The organism is Streptomyces shaanxiensis, assembly GCF_039537145.1.
Taxonomy (GTDB): Bacteria; Actinomycetota; Actinomycetes; order Streptomycetales; family Streptomycetaceae; genus Streptomyces; species Streptomyces shaanxiensis.
On sequence record NZ_BAAAZY010000010.1, the window covers coordinates 561,944 to 582,702 of the forward strand.

Below are 20,759 nucleotides of genomic sequence, written 5' to 3' on the forward strand. Positions count from 1 at the left end.
CTAGCCCACCGTCCCTCGTGCCTCGGGCGCGGAAACCGTGCGCCGTTCGATCTGCTTGTCCGTTGCCTGCTCGGGGGTGAGCGCCACGACCCGCTGGACGAAGATCCCCGGCAGATGGACGGCATCCGGGTCGATCTCGCCGGGCTCCACGAGTTCCTCGACCTCGGCGATCGTCACCCGCCCGGCCATCGCGGCCAGCGGGTTGAAGTTCCGGGAGGACTTGTTGAAGACCAGGTTGCCGTGGCGGTCGCCCTTCGCGGCCCGTACCAGCGCGAAGTCGGTGCGGATACCGCGCTCCAGCACGTACTCCGTGCCGTCGAACTCCCGCACCTCCTTCGGCGGCGAGGCCAGCGCGACCCCGCCGGAGCCGTCGTACCGCCAGGGCAGCCCGCCCTCGGCGACCTGCGTGCCCACACCGGCCGGCGTGAAGAACGCCGGGATCCCGGCGCCGCCGGCCCGCAGCCGCTCGGCCAGCGTGCCCTGCGGGATCATCTCGACCTCCAGCTCCCCGGACAGGTACTGGCGGGCGAACTCCTTGTTCGCGCCGATGTAGGAGCCGGTCACCCGCGCGATCCGCCCCGCAGCCAGGAGCACCGCCAAGCCGGACTCCATCGCCCCGCAGTTGTTGGAGACGACCGACAAACCGGCCACACCCCGCTCGAACAGGGCCTGGATCAGCACGTTCGGCACACCGCTCAGCCCGAAACCACCCACCGCCAGCGACGCGCCGTCGCCGACATCGGCCACCGCCTCCAGGGCCGTGGCGACCACCTTGTCCATCCGAGAAGCCCCATCTCTTCCGAGCTCCCAGCACCCGAGTTAGTCAGGGCACTGATTAATTCCGCGAGGTTCGTCTTCACGCTGCCACTGGAGCGGGAAGTCCGTCAAGGCCCCGGTAAACGCAAGTGTCGGCGGAGTGCGCGCACCGCAGACAGTCACGCAGGGGCCGGGTATTGTTCAGTGCACCGATGAATTCGACCAGGGGAGCGCGCATGGCCGCCGTGGACCTCACCACCCACCCCGGGCACCTGGCCCGGCGGCTCCAGCAGGCGCACTACCTGCTGTGGAACACGATGGTCTCCGAAGAGATCACCTCGCCCCAGTTCGCCGTGCTCAACACCCTCGTCGCCGAGCCGGGCCTGGACCAGCGGACCGTGGGGGAGCGGGTGGGGCTCGACCGGTCCACCATCGCCGAGGTGATCAGCCGGCTCGGTCGCCGCGGGCTGCTCGACAAGGTGCGCGACCCCCAGGACGGCCGCCGCTTCCTGCTGCGCCTCACGGACGAAGGGCTGCGCACGCACAAGAAGTTGACCGTCCGCACGGCCCGGATGAACCAGGTCTTCCTGGCCCCGCTCTCCGCCGAGGAGCAGAACCTGTTCTTCGACCTGATCCGGCGGGTCGCGGACGCGGCCGAGGGGCTCCGCAACCCGGCGGAACCCCTGGTCGCACAGCCCTGATCCGCGGGCTCCGTGCCCGAGGGCTCGTCGGCAGGCGGAACGTCCCGTCAGGATGCCTCCTCGGAGCGCCTACTCAGAGCGACTGCTCGGGGTGGCTTCTCAGGGCGCCTTCGCGAGCACCACCCACACCTGGCCGCGCTGGAAGTTCATCGGTTTTCCGTCGCGGGTCGTGAACGTCGTGCCGTCCGCGGCCTTCGGACGCTTCCACCGCACGTCGTCGTAGGCGCGACCATTCCGCAGCACCGACGCCTTTCCGGAGCCCACCGTCTCGGTGTACGGCGTGTAGTTGCCGAGGAAGTCGTGGAACGCGGACTGGCGCACCTTCACGTACTGCACGACCACCGTCGAGGCCGTCACCTGCTTGCCGTCCGTCGTCGTGGCGGCCGTGCCGTCCATGGCGACCAGCCAGCGGTTCTGGCTCGCGGACCAGGTGAACGTGTGCCGGGCCGCGGGGTAGCGCACCGTCCGGGAGGTCTCGGCCTTGCCGCCCCCGGGGGCGGCGCCGAAGCGGAAGCCGGTCGTCAGGGCCTTCGTGCCCGGTGCCGAGGGCATCAGCCGGCCGGGCCGCAGATACAGGTTGTGCGGTGAGCGCCGGTATGGACTGCGGAAGTAGGCGTCGGAGGCCTTGCCGGGCGGCTCCGCCTCCAGCGGCGCCTTGTCGATCAGCGGCATGAGCTTGCTCTGCGCCCCGGAGAAGGCGAGCGTCGGCCGGTCGAACTGGCCCAGCAGCTCCAGGTCGCTCTCGCGGGCGCTGCGCACCGGCCCGATGGTCTTCGGCAGCTTCTGCGCGTACACCGCCATCAGGCGGCTCAGCCCGGCCTCCACCTGCTCGACGTACACGATGTCCGCCTCGTTCAGGCCCATGTGGGGACGCGCGGCCCGAACGTTGTCGATCTTCACGGCGAGCACCGAGCCCTGGGCCTGCCGGTTTCCGCTCTCATTCGGCGCCGGTGACTGCTCCCGGCCGCGGCCGTCGTCGCGTGGGCCGTCGGACGTCGTGCAGCCGGCCGCCAGGGACGCGGCCAGTGCGGCGGCCAGCAGCGCCGTCGTCGTGGTGCGTCTCGTGCGCGTCGCTCGTTGCCTGACCATCATGGCCACCCGCCACCACCCGCCCGGTCCGTCTCATTAATTGTGTGCTTATCACTTCATAGTTGCCCATACCTGCGTGGCTGCGACCGCACACTTTCGATCCGCCGATCGGCCCTGGCCGGGCGGCCGACCGGTGGATTCGGCCGGGGAGCGCCGGGGTACCCGGCGGCCACCGGACGCGCGGACGCGCGGACGCGCACCAGTGACGGAGGGAGCGCGCGGCGATGAGGGCAGTGACCTGGCAGGGCAAGCGTGACGTGCGCGTGGAGAACGTGCCGGATCCCCGGATCCATGAGCCGACGGACGCGATCATCCGCATCACGTCCAGCGGACTGTGCGGCTCCGACCTGCATCTGTACGAGGTGCTCACGCCGTTCATGACCCCGGGCGACATCCTCGGCCACGAGCCGATCGGCATCGTCGAGGAGGTCGGCGCCGCGGTGCCGGACCTGCAGGCGGGCGACCGGGTCGTGGTGCCCTTCCAGATCGCCTGTGGCAACTGCTGGATGTGCCTGACCGGGCTGCCGACCCAGTGCGAGACCACCCAGGTCACCGGCGAGGGCATGGGCGCCGCCCTGTTCGGCTACACCCGGCTGTACGGCGCGGTGCCGGGCGCCCAGGCCGAGTACCTGCGGGTTCCGCAGGCGCAGTTCGGTCCGATCAAGATCCCGCACGGGCCACCCGACGACCGGTTCGTCTATCTCTCCGACGTCCTGCCCACCGCCTGGCAGGCGGTCCGCTACGCCGAGGTCCCGGAGGGCGGCAGCATCGCCGTGCTCGGCCTCGGCCCCATCGGCGACATGGCCTGCCGGGTCGCCCAAGTGCGGGGCGCGGGGCGCGTCTTCGGGGTGGACCTGGTCCCCGAGCGGCTGCAGCGGGCGCGTGAACGGGGTGTCGAGACCTTCGACCTGCGGAGCTTCCACGACGAGAAGGAACTCGTCGCCGCCATCCGCGACGAGACCGACGGTCGCGGCCCCGACGCCGTGATCGACGCAGTCGGCACGGAGGCACACGGCAGCGCGGCCGCCCGGCTGGCCCAGCAGGCCTCGACGATGCTGCCGCGGAAGCTGAGCGGCCCGCTCGCCGAACGCTTCAGCCTCGACCGGCTCGCCGCCCTCCACACCGCCATCGACCTGGTCCGGCGTGGCGGCACGATCTCTCTGTCCGGTGTGTACGGCGGCACCGCGGACCCGATGCCGCTGCTCACCCTGTTCGACAAGCAGCTCCAGATCCGAATGGGACAGGCCAACGTGCGCCGCTGGAGCGACGACATCATGCCGTACCTGACGGACGAGGACCCCCTCGGCGTCGACGACTTCGCCACCCACCGCGTTCCGCTGAGCGACGCCCCGCACGCGTACGAGATGTTCCAGCGGAAGCAGGAGGGTGCGGTCAAGGTGCTGATGAAGCCCTGAGGCTGGGCTGCGGTGACGCGGATACGTGGGGGCTCGGGCCTGCGGAACTGGGGTCGGCACCCCGACCTGGGGCACGCGGAGGCTGAAATACGCGCGGCGAGTCGGGCCCGCGGCAGTGGGGCCTGCGGGGACTGGGGCCTGCGGCGAGGTGGGGCAGGCGGTGGCTCGGTCCTGTGGTGACTGAGGTACGCGACTCGGGTCTGCGTGACTGGGTCTGCGGCAGTGGGGCCTGCCGGGACTCGGACCTGCGGCGACTTGGGGTACGCGGCGACTCGGGCACTCCGCGACTCAGGCCTGCGGTGCGAAGATCTCCGCGAGGTCGTAGCGGACCGGCTCCTCCAGCTGCGCGTAGGTGCAGCTCTCGGGGGTGCGGTCCGGGCGCCAGCGGCGGAAGCGGGCCGTGTGCCGGAAGCGGACGCCGTTCTCCATGTGGTCGTACGCCACCTCGGCCACCCGCTCCGGCCGGAGCGGCACCCAGGACAGGTCCTTCTTGCCCGACCAGCGGCTCGGCGCGCCCGGCAGCCGGGCCGACTCATGGGCCGCCTCGTCCGACCAGGCCGCCCACGGGTGCCCCGCTACGTCGTCCATGCGCAGTGGCTCCAGTTCCTCGACCAGCTCGGCGCGCCGCTTCATGGAGAACGCGGCCGACACGCCCACATGCTGGAGGGTGCCCCGGTCGTCGTGGAGACCGAGCAACAGGGAGCCCACGACCGGTCCGCTCTTGTGCAGGCGGTACCCCGCGACGACGACGTCCGCAGTCCGCTCGTGTTTGATCTTGAACATGGCGCGCTCGTCCTGGAGATAGCGCAGGGTGAGCGGCTTGGCGATGACACCGTCCAGCCCGGCCCCCTCGTACTGCTCGAACCACCCCTGGGCCGTCTCGACGTCGGTCGTGGCCGGCGCCACGTGCACCGGCGCCGTCGCCCCGGACAACGCCATGGTGAGCAGCGCCCTCCGGTCCGCCAGTGGCGTCTCCAGCAGCGACCGGTCCGCCAGCGCCAGCAGATCGAAGACCACGAACGACGCCGGCGTCCTCTCGGCCAGCATCCGCACCCGGGAGTCGGCCGGGTGGATGCGCTCGGTGAGCGCGTCGAAGTCCAGCCGCCCCTCGCGCGCGATGACGATCTCCCCGTCCAGCACGCACCGCTCCGGCAACCGCTCCTTCAATCCCGCCGCCAGCTCGGGAAAGTACCTGGTCAGCGACTTTGTGGTACGGCTGCCCAGCTCGACCTCGTCCCCGTCCCGGAACACGATCGCCCGGAACCCGTCCCACTTCGCCTCGTACTGCATGCCCGGCGGGATCTTCGCCACCGACTTGGCGAGCATCGGCTTCACGGGCGGCATCACCGGAAGGTCCATGGTCCGATTCTGCGCGCATACGGCAGCTGCCGCCCAGTGTGCGAGGCGTGGGCGGTGGGCCTACCGTGGCTCGCATGGGCGAAGCGGTGGAGCTTGAGGCGGGCGGCAGAACCGTGCGCCTGTCCAACCCGGCCAAGATCTTCTTCCCGGAGCGCGGTTTCACCAAGCTGGACCTCGCCCAGTACTACGTCGCCGTCGGCCCCGGCATCCTGCGCGCCCTGCGCAACCGTCCCACCACCCTGGAGCGCTACCCGGACGGTGTGACCGGAGAGTGGTTCTTCCAGAAACGGGCGCCCAAGAACATGCCCGACTGGATCCCCACCGCCCACATCACCTTCCCCAGCGGCCGCAGCGCCGACGAGATGTGCCCCACCGAGGAGGCCGCCGTCCTGTGGGCCGCGCAGTACGGCACGCTCACCTTCCACCCCTGGCCGGTGCGCCGCGACGACGTCGACCGCCCCGACGAACTCCGCATCGACCTCGACCCACAGCCCGGCACCGACTTCGACGACGCCGTCCGCGCCGCCCACGAACTGCGCGCCGTCCTCGACGAGTTCGGCGGCCTGCGCGGCTGGCCCAAGACCTCCGGCGGCCGCGGCCTGCACGTCTTCGTGCCGATCGAGCCGCGCTGGACCTTCACCCAGGTAAGGCGCGCCGCCATCGCGGTGGGCCGGGAGCTGGAACGCCGGATGCCGGAGCAGGTGACGATCAAGTGGTGGAAGGAGGAGCGGGGCGAGCGCATCTTCATCGACTACAACCAGACGGCCCGCGACCGCACCATCGCCTCCGCCTACTCGGTACGCCCCCGCCCGCACGCCCCGGTCTCCGCACCCCTGCGCTGGGAGGAGGTCGGGGTGGCGCATCCCCAGGACTTCGACATCGCGACGATGCCGGCCCGCTTCGCCGAACTCGGCGACGTACACGCCGACATGGACGACCACCGCTTCTCCCTGGACGCCCTGCTGGAACTGGCCAACAAGGACGAACGCGACCACGGGCTGGGCGATCTGCCGTACCCGCCCGAGTACCCGAAGATGCCGGGGGAGCCCAAGCGGGTGCAGCCGAGTCGGGCGAAGAAGGAGCCGGACCGGACGGACTGAAGGAGCCAGGCCGGGCGGACCCAGGGGCCAGGAGGCCGGACGAGCCAGGGACATGGTCGGACGGCGCGGCGAGGCCGACAGCCGTGCGCATCCTCCCTCGGATCAGACTTCCTGCGTCGGATCAGACCTCCAGCGCCGCCACCAGCCGACGGCAGTCCCTCAGCAGCCTCTCGTCCGCGGCGACGTCGTACCGGACGTTCCTTCTGTCGTCGTCGCGGCTGTCGTTGTTGTGACGGCGTGCGGAGGACAACTCCTCGCGTATGAGGGGAAGAGCGGATGCGGCCGCGGGGCCCATCTCGATCAGGCAGGCGACGATGTCCGGCCGGATCCTCGGGAACGCCGTCCAGTTGGCGAGCAGGATCGGCAGCATCTCGTCCGCGTCCCGGGTGACCTTCCACAGGGCCACCATCACGTCCTTGGACGAGTCGCGTCTCGCGACCAGTTCCCGCAACCGCGGGGCCAGCGGCGCGCCTGCCGGGCCCAGCGCGGCGGCTGTCTTCAGGGCGCTGTTCTCCGTGGGCCACTGGTGCGATTCCATGCCCTCCCGGACCAGGGGCAGGATCCGGGTCAGGAGGGGCTCGGCCTCGCCGGTCACCGCCAGTAGGGCCCTTGCCGCGTCCAGTCGAAGGGTGAGCGACTTTGACGAGGAAGCGATCAACTCCCGCAGCCGAGGGGCCGCTTCGGCCGCCGCAGGTCCGTACCGGGCAAGGGCGCGCACCGCCGGACCGCTGCGCCAGGTGTCGGACTCGACCATCTCGATGAATAGGGGCAGGGACTCGGGGCGGGCGAGCACATCGAGCGCCGCGATCAGCCGCTCCGTCGAGCGCGTGTGGCGGTCGGGCGGCACTGCCCCGAGCCGGCGGTGCAACACCGGCACCAGTGGCGCGGCGGCCTCGCTGCCGATCCGTCCGACCCACCTGCTCAGGTACTCCGGGACGGTGCCCTCCCGCGCCAGCACCTCGGTCAGCGCGGGGACGGCCTGTTCGTCGCCCTGAAGCGCCAGCGCCTGCAGCGCCTTGCCGAAGAGGGCCCGCTCCCAGCTCTCCGGTTGCCAGGTGTCGCCCCATTCCCGCACACACACGGCGAGGACGTCCGCGACGACGCCGGCGACCGGAGCCACGTTGCACAGCTCGCTCAGGGTCCGGTGGGAGAGCTCGGGTTCGCCCTCGGCCAACTGGCGGGCGAGCAGCGCGACCGGCAGGTCGTTGGGCGCCCGCCACCCCGTCAACAGCGTGCCCGCCATGTCGACCGCCGCCATGCGCTGGCCCCAGTCCGGGCTCTGCAGCTGCCCGACGAGGAGGTCGAACCTGGGATCCGTATGGTCACCGAGCGCCCTGTGCAGCTCCTCCAGGAGGTCGCCGGCCCTCGAAGAGTCGACGCTCCGGCGCTGTGCGGCCTCCAGTCCGCGCAGATAAGACACCATCGTGTCCGTGCCGGGGCGCTCCGGCGCGGTCGGCTGCTCCGCTGCGGACACCTTCTGCTCGTAGGCGATCCGCATGACGCCCAGGACGGTCTCCACCAGGTCCTCGGGCAGTGACGCGGGCCCGCAGCGCGCCAGTTGGACCAGTCCCGCCAGGCGCTGCTCGGGGTGGGACGCGACGGCCACGACCTCCTGCAGCACCGCGCCCGCCTCGGCGCCGAGCGTGTCCCGGTGGTCGGCGCCCAGCCGGCCGATCGCTTCGACGAGGGCGCCCACGGCCTCCGGATCCCGCTCGACGGTCAGCCGCTCCCGCAGCGCGGCGAGAACCCGGCCCGGCTCCGGGTGCACATGGGCCAGCGCCGTGGCGGCGGCCGCGCGCACCTCGGCGTCGGGATCGGCGAGCAGGCCCAGGAAAACGTCCGCGCACCCACGGACCGTCGCCCAGGCGTCCAGATACGGCTGGACGTACTCGGCGTCCTCCGCCTCGTCCTCGAAGAGACCGCCGATCTCCTCCGGGTCCGGCTCCCGCTCACCCGCGATGCTGCACAGCAGGTGCACGACCGCACCCCGGTCGGCGACCGCCTCGGTGGTCACGAGCTCGAAGAGGAACGGTATGCAGGCGACCGTGCTGTCGTACACGTCCCCCTGGTGGTGCAGCGCCCCGTACATACCGTCCAGCGCCACCTCCCGACGGGCCGGGTCGTCCGAGGCCAGCCCTCGCAGCAGGTCCGGCACGTCCGTCGCCGACTCGGTGTACGCATGGCCCAGTGACGCCCAGTCGACGTCGTCGATCCCCGTGAACACGTCTTCCTCCCCGTTGCGCAGTGGCGTACGGCGGGCTGCCACTGATCGACAGCATGCCGTACGCCACTGACAACGGGCCCTGCGGGAGGGCCTGCTACAACTCCTTGATCCGGATGTCCCGGTACGACACCACATCGGTCGTGCCGTGCACCTGGAGTCCGATGTAGCCGGAGGCGAACCGCCGCCCGTCCGTGCCCGGGTCGTCCGAGCGCGGCGGGACGAAGTCCTGTCCGCCGGTGTTGTCGAACTCGTTGATCAGCACGCCGTTGCGGTAGACCGAGTAGTGCTGGTCGACCACACGGATCTCGTAGTCGTTCCACGTGCCCTTCTGGGTGACGCCCGCGCCCGCGAGCCCCACCCGGTCGAAGCCGTAGACCGACCCGGTCTTGTACATGTCGCCGTCGGGCCGGTCGAGCACCTGCACCTCGTGGCCGTACTTGATGGCGACCCACTCCGGCCGCGACTCCTCGGGGTGGTCGTGGACCCACGGGAAGCGGACGAAGACGCCGGAGTTGGCGTTGCCCGTGCCCGGTGCGTCGTCACGCCACTGGAGCTTGAGCGAGAAGTCGCCGTACTTGCGCTCCGGGAACCACAGCATGCCCAGGCCCGGCTTGGTGGTGCCGCTGGTGATCGAGCCGTCGGCGTTCGGCGCGAACGAACCGCCGCCCACCTGCTGCCACTTGGCGAACGACGCCGCGCTGCCGTCGAGGATCGTGCGGTAGCCCTCGGTCTGGCCGGGCTTGCCGATCCCCGACTCGCGGGCGGCCTCGCGGATGGCGTCGTACTCGCGCTCGTCGACGACGCCGTCCTTGAGGAGCTTGTCCAGGACCGTCTTCACGTGCTTGAGGAACAGCGCCTGGGACGTCCACTGCTTCTCGTCCTCGATCAACTCGTTGATCCGGCACCGGCTGTTGGTGAGCCGGTTGGGGACACCCGAGTCGACCGTGCCGACGATCACCGTCAACCGCTCGTCGAACTCGGGGCAGTTGGGCGCCGGAACCTGGCTCGACACCACGGTGAAGGTCACCGTGCGGGCCGCCGCGGTGTTGCCGGCCTTGTCCGTCGCCCGGTAGGCGAGGGTGTGCGTGCCCGCCCGGTCGACGACCACCGGGGCGCCGTACGCGAGGTACGGTCCGCCGTCGAGCGAGTACTCGATCCGGTCGAGCCCCGAGCCGCCGTGCTCGTCGGTCGCCGAGACGGTCACCTTGGCGTTGCCGACGTACGCGCCGTCGGAGTTCTTCGTGCCCTCGACGGTCACGCCCGTCACCGGCGGGATGGTGTCCGGCTGGGGCGCCGCGACCACCGTGAACTGCACGCTCTTCTCGCCGGCCACGTTGCCCGCCTTGTCGGTGGCCCGGTAGCGCACCGTATGGGTGCCGACCTGATGCACCATCACCGGTGCGGTGTACGGCTGCCAGGCACCGGAGCCGATCGCGTACTCGATGCTGTTGACGCCGGAACCGGTGTCGGAGGCGGAGACGGTGACGGTCGCCATGTCGATGTACGTGCCGTCGGTATTCTGCTCGCCGCTGACGGTCGCCGATGTCTCCGGCGCTGTCGTGTCGTCGGTCGGCGGCGCGACGACCGTGAACGCGACGCTCTTCTCCGCCGAGACGTTCCCCGCCTTGTCGAGGGCGCGGTAGCGAATCTTGTGGTCGCCGACCTGGTCGACGACGACCGGGGTGGTGTACGGCTGCCAGGCGCCCGTGTCGCCGATCGCGTACTCGACGCGGTCGACTCCGGAACCGCCCTCGTCGTCGGTGGCGTGGATCGCCACGCTCGCCGAACCGACGTACTGCCCCTGCGCGTTCTGTGTCCCGCTGACGTGCGCCGACGCCTCGGGTGCCGTGGTGTCCTCGCCGCTGCCCTCGGTCACCACCAGGATGCCCTGCATCTGCCCGTGGCCGGGGATCGTGCAGTAGTAGCGGTAGCGGCCGGGGGTGAGCGTGACCTCGGCGGTGTGGCGGCCGCCCTGGTCGTCGTTCGGGTTGGCCAGGATGTTGAGCTGGACGTCGTTGTTGAACTCCGGGTCGGAGGTGTCGAACGTCAGCGTGTGCGGCATTCCGGTGGTGTTGCCGGTCGCCGTGCTGTTCTCGAAGACGATCGTCGCCTGACCGGCCACGGCCGTCACGGGCGCCGTCGTGTACTTGGTGATGTCGTCGCCCGCGGTCCAGGTGAGCACCTGCGCGGCCGCCGCGGCCGGGGCGTCGGGCTGTCCGACGGCGACGGGCGCGGACTGCAGCCCCAGCATCACGAGCATCGCGGCCACCAGGGCCGTCCAGACTCTTCGTCGATGGCGTCGGCGTATCACTGGGTTCCTCCTCTCGCCAGCCGGTCGGCGGCCGGAGTCGGCCCTCCGCCCGTGTAAGTGACCCGCCACAGCGCCGACTTGGCGTCCGAGGTGAAGAAGCCGCGGCCGTAGTCGAGCACGTACAGCGCGCCGTCCGGACCGAACTTCCAGTCCATGAGGTTCTTGATGCCGTCGTTGCCGACCGGCACGATCTTCTTCAGCGACTCGGAGTGGACCGGCAGACCGCCCTCACCGTGCGTCTTCGGGTCGGTGATCACCGCGTTGCGCGGCTGGTCGGCGTCGTAGAAGTCGCCGACGAACCACTTGCCGTCCCAGTACGACGGCCACTTGACGTCACTGGTGGCCGAGACGGCGTCGTACCGGTACACCGGCCCGTTCATCGCGGCCTGACCGCCGCCCTTCAGCCACGGCAGCAGATAGGTGGACTCCTCCTGCTTGTACGACGGCACGCCGTTCGCGTCGCGCGGGAAGTCCGGGGCGCCGCCCTGGGGCGAGTACCAGATGTTGTTGCCGGTGACCGGCGGGAGGTTGACGAGCCCGTCGTTGTTCGGCGACTCGTTCTTGGGGTGGTCGCAGTCGTACCAGCCCAGCGGCTTGCTCGGATCCGGCAGATTGCGGTCGCGGTAGGGCTGCTTGTTGCCCATGCAGTACGGCCAACCTCGGTTGCTCGCCTTGGTGATGACCGCGAAGGTGTCGTATTTCGCCGGGCCCCACGTCGTGGAGGGCGCCGAGGCGTCCGGGCCGACCCAGCCCGCGTACAGGATGTCGGTCTTCCGGTCGACGAAGATGCGCGCCGGGTTCCTGACGCCCATCACATAGATCTCACCGCGCGTCTTGCCGCCGCCCTCGTCGGTCTCCCGCCCCGTGAACAGGTTGCCCTCCGGGAGGGTGTACGTCCCGTCCGGCTCCGGGTGGATGCGCAGGATCTTGCCGTTGAGGTTGTTGGTGTTGCCGGCGGTGCGGCGCGCGTCGGCGAAGGACACGCCCTTGTAGTCGGGATCGGGGTTGTTGCCCGAGTAACCGTCGCTGAAGCGGCTGGAGTTGTTGTCGCCGGTCGCGATGTAGAGGTTGCCCTTGGAGTCCCAGGTCATCCCGCCGCCCGAGTGGCAGCAACTGTGCACCTGCACCGGCCAGCTGAGCAGCACCTTCTCACTGTTCAGGTCCAGCTTGTTGGTGGCCAGGTCGAGCGTGAAGCGGGAGACGCGCCGGTCGGCCATCCGCGTGTCGCGGTTGAGCCGCGAATGCGGGGTGTAGTGCAGATACACCCAGCCGTTCTCCTCGAACCGCGGATCGAGCTCGATGCCGAGAAGCCCCTCCTCGACCTTGATCAGCTCGTCGCCGCCGCCCTTGTTACCGAAGACCGTCAACGCCCCGGCCAGGGTGACCTTCTTGGTCTTCGGGTCGTAGACATGGATCTCGCCCTTGCCCTTGCCGATGTCCGGGTTGTTCCAGTCGGTGATCACCGGCTGCGAGGAGTCGGCGCCGCCCCGGCCGATGTAGAGCACCCGCCCGTCGGGGGCCGTGACCAGGCCGTGCGGTTCGCCGATCTGGTCGTTCTGGCCGGGCTGGTTGGGCTGGGTGAGGCGCTCCGCCTTGTAGTTGCCGGTGATCGTGGCCTTGCAGTCGGCCTGCACGAGCCGGGTCGTCCAGAGCAGGGCGCCGCGCAGATGCGTACGGAAGTCGGTCTCGTCGTACGACGACACCGTGCCGCCCATCCCGGTGTAGAAGGAGCGGCCGCCGTCGTAGTCACGGCACCAACTCACCGGGTGGTCCCAGCCGTTGGCGCTCGTGCCGGGCTGGTACGACGCCTCCCGGACTCGGGCGACGGTATGCACCGCGCCTGACGGGTTCTTTGTCCAGTTCAGCCATTTGTCCGGCCGTTTCCACTGGAGCGGCAGCTCCTTGGTGGCCGGATGCCGCCGGTCACCGACCTCGACGACCGCCCGCTGTACGGCCGTCGGGCCGCCGGCCGCCGGGCGGGCGCCGACGAGTCCGGTGAACCAGTCCGAGTACGGCTCGGCGCGGGCCGCGTCATGGATGCCGACGAAACCGCCGCCCGCCTCCATGTAGGCCTCCAGACCCGCCTCCTGCTCCGGGTCGAGGACGTCGCCGCCCCCGGTGAGGAACACGATCGCGTTGAGACGGCCCAGCTCGGTCTCATCGGTGAAGACCGAGGCGTCGTTCGTGGCCTCGACGTCGAAGCGCTGGTCGGTCGGGCCGGACAGGCCGATCTTCTCGATCGCCGCGATGCCGGCGTTCACCAGAGGCGACTCCTCGCCTGCGGCCGCGGAACCGTAGAAGATCAGCACACGCACATTGGCGCCGCCGGGCGGCGACTTGATGGACATCGTTGTCAGGGGTGGCTCGGGGGCCGGGCGTGCGTCGGCGGCCGGGGCTGACATCAGCCCGGCGGCGACGATCCCGGCGGTCACAGTGGCCACCCAGGTCTGTCTTCTCGTGCTCAACCCTCGTAAGTGCATGGGCACCTCCACGGTCACAGCAGCAGCGACAAGGAAGCTAGACCCCTTTGAACGACTCGCCAATACCTATGGCCGTACTGGGACGAACTTTGTCCTGAGTGTGGATAAACGTGGGAGTGGCCGGTACCGTCTCACCGGTTCATCCCCGTAATTTCCGTACCGCCGTGGGGAGTTCGGCATGAACAAGAGCAACTTCAACAGACGCGGCTTCGACAGACGCACCTTCAACAGACGCGTCCTGCTGGGCGGCGCGACCGTCGCGACATCGTTGTCGCTGGCATCGGTACCCGAGGCCGTGGGCGCCGACACACCGCCGAGGACCGCCCCGGCCGGCGGCGAGGTCAGGCACATCAAGCTGTACGCCGAGAAGCTCGCCGACGGGCAGATGGGCTACGGCTTCGAGAAGGGCAAGGCGACGATCCCCGGCCCGCTGATCGAGCTCAACGAGGGCGACACCCTGCACGTCGAGTTCGAGAACACGATGGACGTGCCGGTGAGCCTGCATGTCCACGGCCTCGACTACGAGATCACCAGCGACGGCACGAAGCTGAACAAGAGCCACGTCGAACCCGGCGGCACCCGCACCTACACCTGGCGCACCCATGCCCCCGGCCGGCGGAAGGACGGCACCTGGCGGGCGGGCAGCGCGGGTTACTGGCACTACCACGACCACGTCGTCGGCACGGAACACGGCACGGGCGGTATCCGCAAGGGCCTGTACGGGCCGGTGATCGTGCGGCGCAAGGGCGACATCCTTCCGGACGCGACCCACACCGTCGTCTTCAACGACATGCTGATCAACAACAAGCCGGCGCACAGCGGCCCCGACTTCGAGGCCACGGTGGGCGATCGCGTCGAGTTCGTGATGATCACGCACGGCGAGTACTACCACACCTTCCACATGCACGGTCACCGCTGGGCGGACAACCGCACGGGCATGCTCACCGGGCCCGACGACCCGAGCCAGGTCATCGACAACAAGATCGTCGGCCCGGCGGACTCCTTCGGGTTCCAGGTGATCGCGGGGGAGGGGGTCGGGGCCGGGGCGTGGATGTACCACTGCCATGTACAGAGCCATTCGGACATGGGGATGGTGGGGTTGTTCCTGGTGAAGAAGGCGGACGGCACGATTCCCGGGTACGACCCGCACGAGCACGGTCAGGAGTCGACCTCCGGGTCCGCGCACGAGCACTGACGGATCATGGACGGATGACGCTTGTTCTGACGCGAGGTGACCTGGAAGCCGTGCTGGAGCCGGAGACGTGCCTGGCCGCACTGACCGAGGGATTCCGGTGCGCGGACGCCGTACCGGTCGCGGGGCAGCGGGTGCGCACCGATCTGCCGTTCCCCGGCACGGCGACAGCCCTGCTGCCCGGGCTCCTGCCGGGCGTCGAGGCCTACACGGTGAAGGTCAACGCCAAGTTCCCGGACGCGCGGCCCGCCCTGCGGGGGGTGATCTGCCTGCACGGCGGGCGGGACGGGGAACTGCTGGCGCTGCTGGACTCGGCGACGGTCACGGCATGGCGTACGGGGCTGGCCGCGGCCTTGGGCACGCATGTGCTGGCCGGCGCCGGGGAGATCCTCGGGGTGATCGGGGCAGGGGCCCAGGCCGAGTTGATGATGCGGGGACTGGCGGTGCTGCGGCCGCACCGTGCACTCGTCGTCCATGACACGGACACCGAGCGGGCCTCCGCGTTCGCCGCACGGCACGGTGGCCGGGCCGTGGGCTCGGCGAAGGAGGTCGCGGCGGCGGCCGACACCGTACTGCTGGCGACCTGGGCCCGCACCCCGCTGCTGCGGCTGTCGGACACCCGGGAGGGCCAGCACTTCACCAGCCTGGGCGCAGACGAACCCGGCAAGCAGGAGCTGGCGGCCGATCTGCTGCGAGCCGCGCTGCTCGTCGTGGACGACCGGGAACTCGCCGCGAGCATGGGGGCGTTGGCGGCGGCGGGGCTTGCGGCGTCGGCCGCCGACGCCACACTCGGGGACGTGCTGCGGGGTGAGCATCCCGGCCGGGGCGGCGCCGACAGCCGTACGGTCTACGCGCCGGTCGGGCTGCCCTGGCAGGACTTGGCGCTGAGCTGGGCGGCGTATCGGGCGGCGGAACGGGAGGGCATCGGGCGGCGGGTGGATCTGCTGGCGTGACTCGGATCGCTCCGGAGATGTCCAGCGCGGGCGGGCGTCCGTTCGCTGGAGGTGTCCGGTGGGGTCCACGGCGTCATGGAGCGCGCAGGTGCCGTTGTCCGGGGCCGGACCGAGGCTGCTGTCGGCGGTGCGAGAGCGCTCTCACGAGGCCGCTCTCCGCGGGGCTATCCTGATCGGCAACCACCGACGAGGAGCCGCCCAGTGACCGAAACCGCCCCGCGTCCCACCCTGGAAGCCGTGGCCGCACGTGCCGGGGTCTCGCGGGCCACCGTGTCGCGGGTGGTCAATGGCGGGGACGGGGTGCGGGAGCCGCTCGTCGAGCGGGTGCGCAAGGCGGTGGAGGAGCTCGGGTACGTGCCCAACCAGGCCGCCCGCAGCCTGGTGACCCGGCGGCACGACGCCGTCGCGGTCGTCGTGGCCGAACCGGAGACCCGCGTCTTCGCCGACCCCTTCTTCGCGCTGCAACTCCGCGGCATCAGCAAGGAGTTGACGGCCCACGACAACCAGCTGGTGCTGCTGCTGACCGAGGGTCGAGACGATCACGCACGCGTCGGTCGCTACCTCGCCGGCGGGCATGTCGACGGGGCGCTGGTGTTCTCGCTGCACCTCGACGACCCGCTGCCCGGACTGATCCAGCGCGCCGGAGTGCCCACCGTGTTCGGCGGACGGCCCGGCTGGAGCGGCGACCGGCAGGGCGTGGTGTACGTCGACAGCGACAACCGGGGTGGCGCGCGGGACGCCGTACGGCATCTCGTCGGGCTCGGCCGCAGCCGCATCGCGCACATCGCCGGGGCCCTCGACCAGACGTCGGCGGTGGACCGGCTCGACGGATACCGGGATGTCATGGTCGACGCCGATCCGCGGCTCATCGTCGAGGGCGACTTCACGCCGGCCGGCGGTGAACGGGCGATGCGTGAGCTGCTCGCCCGCTGTCCGGACCTGGACGCCGTGTTCGCCGCCAACGATCTCACCGCGTCGGGAGCGTTGCGGGTGTTGCGCGAGTCGGGGCGACGGGTGCCGGACGACGTCGCCGTGGTCGGGTTCGACGACATGCTGCCGGTCGCGGAGCAGACCGACCCACCGCTCACGACGGTCCGTCAGGACATCGAGGAGATGGGCCGGTTGATGGCCCGGCTGCTGTTGCGGGGGCTCGACCGGCACGTCGGCGAGCAGGGCATCGGCGCCGCGCCGTCCAGCGTGGTGCTGCCCACCACGCTGGTGCGGCGCGCGTCCGCGTAGACCGTCCGCGCACGTCGCTGCGCGACGGCTCAGGGCGCCGACGTGCGCAGGACCTCCGCCCTCGCCCGCCCGTCCCGCAGTTCCAGTCGTTCCCCCGGGAACCGCGCGCGGAAGCCGCGGTCGTGGGAAACGGCGACGACCGCCCCGGGGTACGCCGCGAGTGCCGACTCCAGGTCCTCGACCAGGTCGAGCGCGATGTGGTTGGTCGGCTCGTCGAGGACGAGGAGGTCCGCGGGCCGGGTCACGAGGTGCGCGATCTGGAGTCGCCGCTGCTGCCCGGCGGACAGCGCCGCGACCGGGATGTGCAGGTCCTCCTCGCGGAACAGGCCCAGCGCCAGCAGCTGTTCGGCGTACTCGTCCGGCAGCCCGGGCCGCCCGGCCGCGAAGGCTGCGAGCAGCGGGAGGCGCGTGGAGCGGGCGGGCAGTTCCTGCGGCAGGTACCCGATCCGGGCAGGGCGGCGCACCGCACCCGCGTCCGGCTCCAGGTTTCCGGCCAGGACACGCAGCAGGGTCGTCTTGCCGGCCCCGTTCTCTCCCGTGACCAGCAGCCGCTGCCCGGGTGCGACGGCCAGCAGCCCGTTCAGCCGCAGCCGCTCGCCGACCGCCACCCCGTCGAGCTCGGCGAGCGGGCGGTCGACGGGATGCCCGCCGTCCGCTGTCGGCAGTGCCGCCGTGAACCGCAGGGGCAGCGGTGGCGCCGCCACGGGGTTGCGCCGCAGGTGGGCCAGCCGCTCGCGGACCGCCCGCACCTGCCCGCCGAGCTTCGCCTCGTGCGAGCGCCGGTGCTTGCCGAAGCCCTGCCGAGGGTCCTTGCCGGTCGTGGCAAGCCGCTTCCCGGCGGCGTCGAGCAGCTCCTCGGTGCGGGCGACCTCCTGCAGCCAGTCCGCGTGTTCCTGCTCCGCGCGGCGGCGCGCGGCGGCCTTCGCGGCGCGGTAGCCGGCCCAGCCGTCGCCGTACCGGTGCACGGTACGCGCGGTGCGGTCGACCTCGAGGATCGTGGTGGCGATGCGCTCCAGGAAGCCGCGGTCGTGCGTGACCGCGACGACCGTGCCGCGGTGGGCGCGCAGATGATCCTCGAGCCAGCGCACGGCCGCGGCGTCGAGATGGTTCGTCGGCTCGTCGAGGAGCAGCAGCTCGGGGGCGGCGGCCAGCACGCAGGCGAGCGCGAGCCGCGACTGCTCGCCGCCGGAGAGCGAGCCGAGCACGCGGTCGCGGGTGATGCCGGCGAGCCCGAGCCCGTGCATCGCGGCGTCGACGCGGGCGTCCGCCTCGTAGCCACCGCGTTCCTCGTACGCGATCAACAGCTCGCCGTACGCGGCGAGTTCGCCGTCCGACGCCTCGCCGAGGCGCTCCTCCGCCGTGCGCAACCGGCGTTCCATGTCGCGCAGGTCGGCGAGCGCGAGGTCGACCGCGTCCTGCACGGTGCGGTCCGGGTCGAGGTCGAGGGTCTGGGCGAGGTGGCCGGTGCCGCCGGGGAAGCCGACGGTGAGCTCCCCGGCGTCCGGCATCTCGACGGCGGCGAGCAGCCGCAGCAGGGTGGACTTGCCGGAGCCGTTCTCGCCGATGACGGCGGCCTTCTCGCCCGGGCGGACGGTGAAGGAGACCTGGTCGAGGACGAGCCGGGTGCCGTAGGACTTGGTGACGCCCTTGACGGACAGCTGCGCCACGGCAGCGGGCATGGAGGTATGGGCGCGTTCGCGCATGTGACTTTCCCTGAGGGTACGAAGGGTCTACGGGCGGCGGAGACGGCGGCGTCGGCCGTGCCCGGACTCAGAGGAAGTAGAAGAAAGCCACACGCTCACTGTAACAGAACGGAACGTCTCGTCTCTACTCGTTATCGGCTCTGTACCGGCGCGCTCTTGATCACCGCGAAGCGTGCCCCGTGCGGGTCGGTGAGCTTGGCGATGCGGCCGACGTCCGGCAGGTCGGTGGCCGGCATGCGGACCGTGCCGCCCAGCTCCTGTGCCTTGGCGACCGTGGCGTCCGTGTCGGCGACCTCGAAGTACGGCAGCCAGTACGCGGGGCCCTCCGCCTCCGCCGGGTCGTCGGACTTGTCGACGACCCCGCCGAACATGGCGTCCTCCCCGGCGCCGGCGGGGCTGAACGTCGTGTACGTGCCGCCGTAGAAGTCGAGCGCGAAGGTCTCCATGCCGAGCGTCGCGTTGTAGAACCCCGCCGCGGCCGGCACGTCCGTGGTGTACAGCTCCAGCCAGCACAGTGAGCCGGGCTCCTGGACGACGTCGAGGCCCTTGTTGGTGCCGGGCTGCCACAGGCCGAAGGGCACGCCCGCCTTGTCGGCGAGGATGGCCATGCGGCCCAGGTCCAGCACGTCCGTGGGCTGCATCCACACCGAGCCGTGCGCCTGCTCGGCCGCCTTCGCCGTGGCGTCCGCGTCCGGCGTCTGGAAGTACACCGTCCAGGACGGCGGACCCTGTTCCTCGGTGGTCTGCATACCGCCGGCCACCGTCCTGCCGTCGAGCTGGAAGAGTCCGTAACCGCCGGTCTCGGGCCCGCCCGGCTGGAACCGCCAGCCGAACAGACCGCCGTAGAAGGCACGGGCGCCGTCGATGTCGGGTGTGCCGAGGTCGATCCAGTTCGGCGCGCCGGTGACGTAACGGGTGGTGAGCATCATCGCCCTCCTCGGAAGGGTCCCGTTGTCTGCTCTGCCGAGTCTTGCACCGCCCACTGACAAGCGCCGCCGGAACCGCGCCACCGATGGCGGCGACGCCCGCCGTCACCCTCGGTGACCGGTGCGGGTCTCCTCCATCTCGCCCGTTCCCGCGCGCCGCCGTGCGCCGCAGCGCGTGGCGGGAGACCATCGGGTCGGCCGGGGGCCCCGTGACGCGGCGTTGATCCCGCGTTGAGCGAACGTTTTTCGCCGACCGGCACGATCCTGCGCATGCACATCGACACGATCACAACGATCACCTCACCCGACCTGGACTGGCAGCAGGAGGCGTTGTGCGCACAGACCGGGGCGGACTTCTTCTTCCCCGAGCCGGGCAGCTCCGTACGCGAGGCGAAGCGGATCTGCGGCATGTGCGCGATCCGCTCCACCTGCCTGGAGTACGCGCTGGACAACGACGAACGCTTCGGCGTCTGGGGCGGCATGTCGGAGAAGGAACGCCTGGAGCTCAGGCGTACGTCACACTGAACCGCCGCGCCCCGGCCGGTACCCGCACGTCCTGGCCCGTCACCGCGAGCTCCTGCCCGTCCGCCGCCACCGACCGCACCTCACCGAACCGGCACGGATACACGAACCGCACCCCCTCCGGCGCCTGCGTGACGTCCACCGTCACCGTCCGCCCGGCCGGGTCGTGCGCGAGCCGGTAGCCGAAAGGCGCGCCGAACAGGGTGGGCGCGGCGTCCACCGCGATCCCCTCGCCCACCGGCACCCAGTGCGGCCGTACGCCGGGCGCGATGTACAGGTGCGGGTCGAGGTCCTCGTCGGCCTCGAAGAAGAGGATGTCGCGGAGCAGCAGCAGATACTCGGCGGCCGCCCAGCCGTGCGGGATGTCGCTCATGTACCAGCGGCTGTACGGAACTTCACCGAAGTCGGAGGCCACCGGGAACGCGTGCTGCTCGTTCCACGCACCCAGCGCCACCGCCCGCCCGGCCACCGTCGGGAAGCCGGCCGCGACCGTCCAGCCGAGCAGCGCGTCCATGCGCGCCGGGTCACCGGCGAGCAGATACGCGTGCGCCAACTGCATGGTCAGGTAGGACCGCACCACCGGCAGGTGCGGCGCTTACATCCGCTGCTCCACCCGGTCGGCGTCCGGGAGTTGCGGCAGGCGTAAGGCGCCCGTCGCCGGGTCGTGCAGGAAGAAGGAGAGGCAGTACTTGTCGTGGACGGGCTCGATCTCGCCCGCCTGCCCGATCAGGGACTCCTGGCGGTGGTCCTTCACCCCGACCATGTGCCAGTAGCGGTACAGGGCGTTCG

General features: G+C 70.9%; 17 protein-coding genes. 7 read left to right on the forward strand and 10 right to left on the reverse strand.

Annotated elements, in window-relative coordinates; genetic code table 11:
- Window positions 1-780 carry a CoA transferase subunit A gene (locus ABD932_RS16530; RefSeq protein WP_345013293.1) on the reverse strand — a complete coding sequence of 260 codons (780 nt, stop codon included), beginning with the start codon at window positions 778-780 and terminating at the stop codon, window positions 1-3.
- A 212-nt stretch (window positions 781-992) separates the two neighbouring features.
- Between ABD932_RS16530 and ABD932_RS16535 the strand changes: the two genes are divergently transcribed.
- On the forward strand, window positions 993-1,457 hold the full coding sequence (locus ABD932_RS16535; RefSeq protein ID WP_250086494.1) for a MarR family winged helix-turn-helix transcriptional regulator: 465 nt from the start codon (window positions 993-995) through the stop codon (window positions 1,455-1,457).
- A gap of 99 nt (window positions 1,458-1,556) precedes the next feature.
- On the opposite strand, the gene ABD932_RS16540 is transcribed toward ABD932_RS16535, so the two are convergent.
- Window positions 1,557-2,549: a DUF3048 domain-containing protein gene (locus ABD932_RS16540; protein ID WP_345013296.1), complete on the reverse strand. Its 993-nt coding sequence runs from the start codon at window positions 2,547-2,549 to the stop codon at window positions 1,557-1,559.
- 221 nt (window positions 2,550-2,770) lie between these two features.
- On the opposite strand from ABD932_RS16540, the gene ABD932_RS16545 reads away from it, so the two are divergent.
- Window positions 2,771-3,961 carry a zinc-dependent alcohol dehydrogenase gene (locus tag ABD932_RS16545; protein ID WP_345013298.1) on the forward strand — a complete coding sequence of 397 codons (1,191 nt, stop codon included), beginning with the start codon at window positions 2,771-2,773 and terminating at the stop codon, window positions 3,959-3,961.
- Window positions 3,962-4,249: 288 nt separating this feature from the next.
- Here ABD932_RS16545 and ABD932_RS16550 read toward each other — a convergent pair whose 3' ends face one another.
- Window positions 4,250-5,320, reverse strand: coding sequence for an ATP-dependent DNA ligase (locus tag ABD932_RS16550; RefSeq protein ID WP_345013300.1), 1,071 nt, complete (start codon window positions 5,318-5,320; stop codon window positions 4,250-4,252).
- Between the two features lie 74 nt (window positions 5,321-5,394).
- Here ABD932_RS16550 and ligD point away from each other — a divergent pair, with 74 nt between their 5' ends.
- On the forward strand, window positions 5,395-6,420 hold the full coding sequence (ligD, locus tag ABD932_RS16555; RefSeq protein ID WP_345013302.1) for a non-homologous end-joining DNA ligase: 1,026 nt from the start codon (window positions 5,395-5,397) through the stop codon (window positions 6,418-6,420).
- A 121-nt stretch (window positions 6,421-6,541) separates the two neighbouring features.
- Here ligD and ABD932_RS16560 read toward each other — a convergent pair whose 3' ends face one another.
- From ABD932_RS16560 to ABD932_RS16570, 3 genes are read right to left on the reverse strand one after another with little or no spacing between them, the layout of a single operon-like run.
- Complete coding sequence (locus ABD932_RS16560; protein WP_345013303.1) at window positions 6,542-8,686, reverse strand: HEAT repeat domain-containing protein; 2,145 nt, start codon at window positions 8,684-8,686, stop codon at window positions 6,542-6,544.
- Between the two features lie 52 nt (window positions 8,687-8,738).
- Entirely contained in the window at window positions 8,739-10,904 is a 2,166-nt protein-coding gene (locus ABD932_RS16565; RefSeq protein ID WP_345014432.1) for an OmpL47-type beta-barrel domain-containing protein, read from the reverse strand.
- Window positions 10,905-10,951: 47 nt separating this feature from the next.
- A complete protein-coding gene (locus tag ABD932_RS16570) occupies window positions 10,952-13,435 on the reverse strand; it encodes a ThuA domain-containing protein (protein ID WP_345013305.1) in 2,484 nt (827 codons plus the stop codon).
- A 178-nt stretch (window positions 13,436-13,613) separates the two neighbouring features.
- Between ABD932_RS16570 and ABD932_RS16575 the strand changes: the two genes are divergently transcribed.
- The 3 genes from ABD932_RS16575 (at window position 13,614) to ABD932_RS16585 (ending at window position 16,819) form a co-directional block, all read left to right on the forward strand.
- A complete protein-coding gene (locus ABD932_RS16575) occupies window positions 13,614-14,630 on the forward strand; it encodes a multicopper oxidase domain-containing protein (RefSeq protein ID WP_345013307.1) in 1,017 nt (338 codons plus the stop codon).
- A 14-nt stretch (window positions 14,631-14,644) separates the two neighbouring features.
- Window positions 14,645-15,580 (forward strand): ornithine cyclodeaminase family protein, encoded by a 936-nt coding sequence (locus ABD932_RS16580; protein ID WP_345013309.1) that lies wholly within the window; start codon window positions 14,645-14,647, stop codon window positions 15,578-15,580.
- Between the two features lie 201 nt (window positions 15,581-15,781).
- Window positions 15,782-16,819 (forward strand): LacI family DNA-binding transcriptional regulator, encoded by a 1,038-nt coding sequence (locus ABD932_RS16585; RefSeq protein ID WP_345013311.1) that lies wholly within the window; start codon window positions 15,782-15,784, stop codon window positions 16,817-16,819.
- A gap of 29 nt (window positions 16,820-16,848) precedes the next feature.
- Here the strand turns inward: ABD932_RS16585 and abc-f are convergent, their stop codons facing one another.
- Both abc-f and ABD932_RS16595 read right to left on the reverse strand, forming a co-directional pair.
- A complete protein-coding gene (abc-f, locus tag ABD932_RS16590) occupies window positions 16,849-18,498 on the reverse strand; it encodes a ribosomal protection-like ABC-F family protein (RefSeq protein WP_425587485.1) in 1,650 nt (549 codons plus the stop codon).
- A 155-nt stretch (window positions 18,499-18,653) separates the two neighbouring features.
- Window positions 18,654-19,448: a VOC family protein gene (locus ABD932_RS16595; RefSeq protein WP_345014434.1), complete on the reverse strand. Its 795-nt coding sequence runs from the start codon at window positions 19,446-19,448 to the stop codon at window positions 18,654-18,656.
- Window positions 19,449-19,718: 270 nt separating this feature from the next.
- Between ABD932_RS16595 and ABD932_RS16600 the strand changes: the two genes are divergently transcribed.
- On the forward strand, window positions 19,719-19,973 hold the full coding sequence (locus ABD932_RS16600; RefSeq protein WP_345013315.1) for a WhiB family transcriptional regulator: 255 nt from the start codon (window positions 19,719-19,721) through the stop codon (window positions 19,971-19,973).
- Here ABD932_RS16600 and ABD932_RS16605 read toward each other — a convergent pair.
- The gene (locus tag ABD932_RS16605) at window positions 19,954-20,547 is read right to left on the reverse strand and encodes a hypothetical protein (RefSeq protein ID WP_345013317.1); all 594 of its coding nucleotides are present in this window, start codon (window positions 20,545-20,547) and stop codon (window positions 19,954-19,956) included. The genes ABD932_RS16600 and ABD932_RS16605 overlap by 20 nt on opposite strands.
- 18 nt (window positions 20,548-20,565) lie before the next feature.
- Window positions 20,566-20,733 (reverse strand): hypothetical protein, encoded by a 168-nt coding sequence (locus ABD932_RS16610; RefSeq protein ID WP_345013319.1) that lies wholly within the window; start codon window positions 20,731-20,733, stop codon window positions 20,566-20,568.
- Window positions 20,734-20,759: the final 26 nt, after the last annotated feature.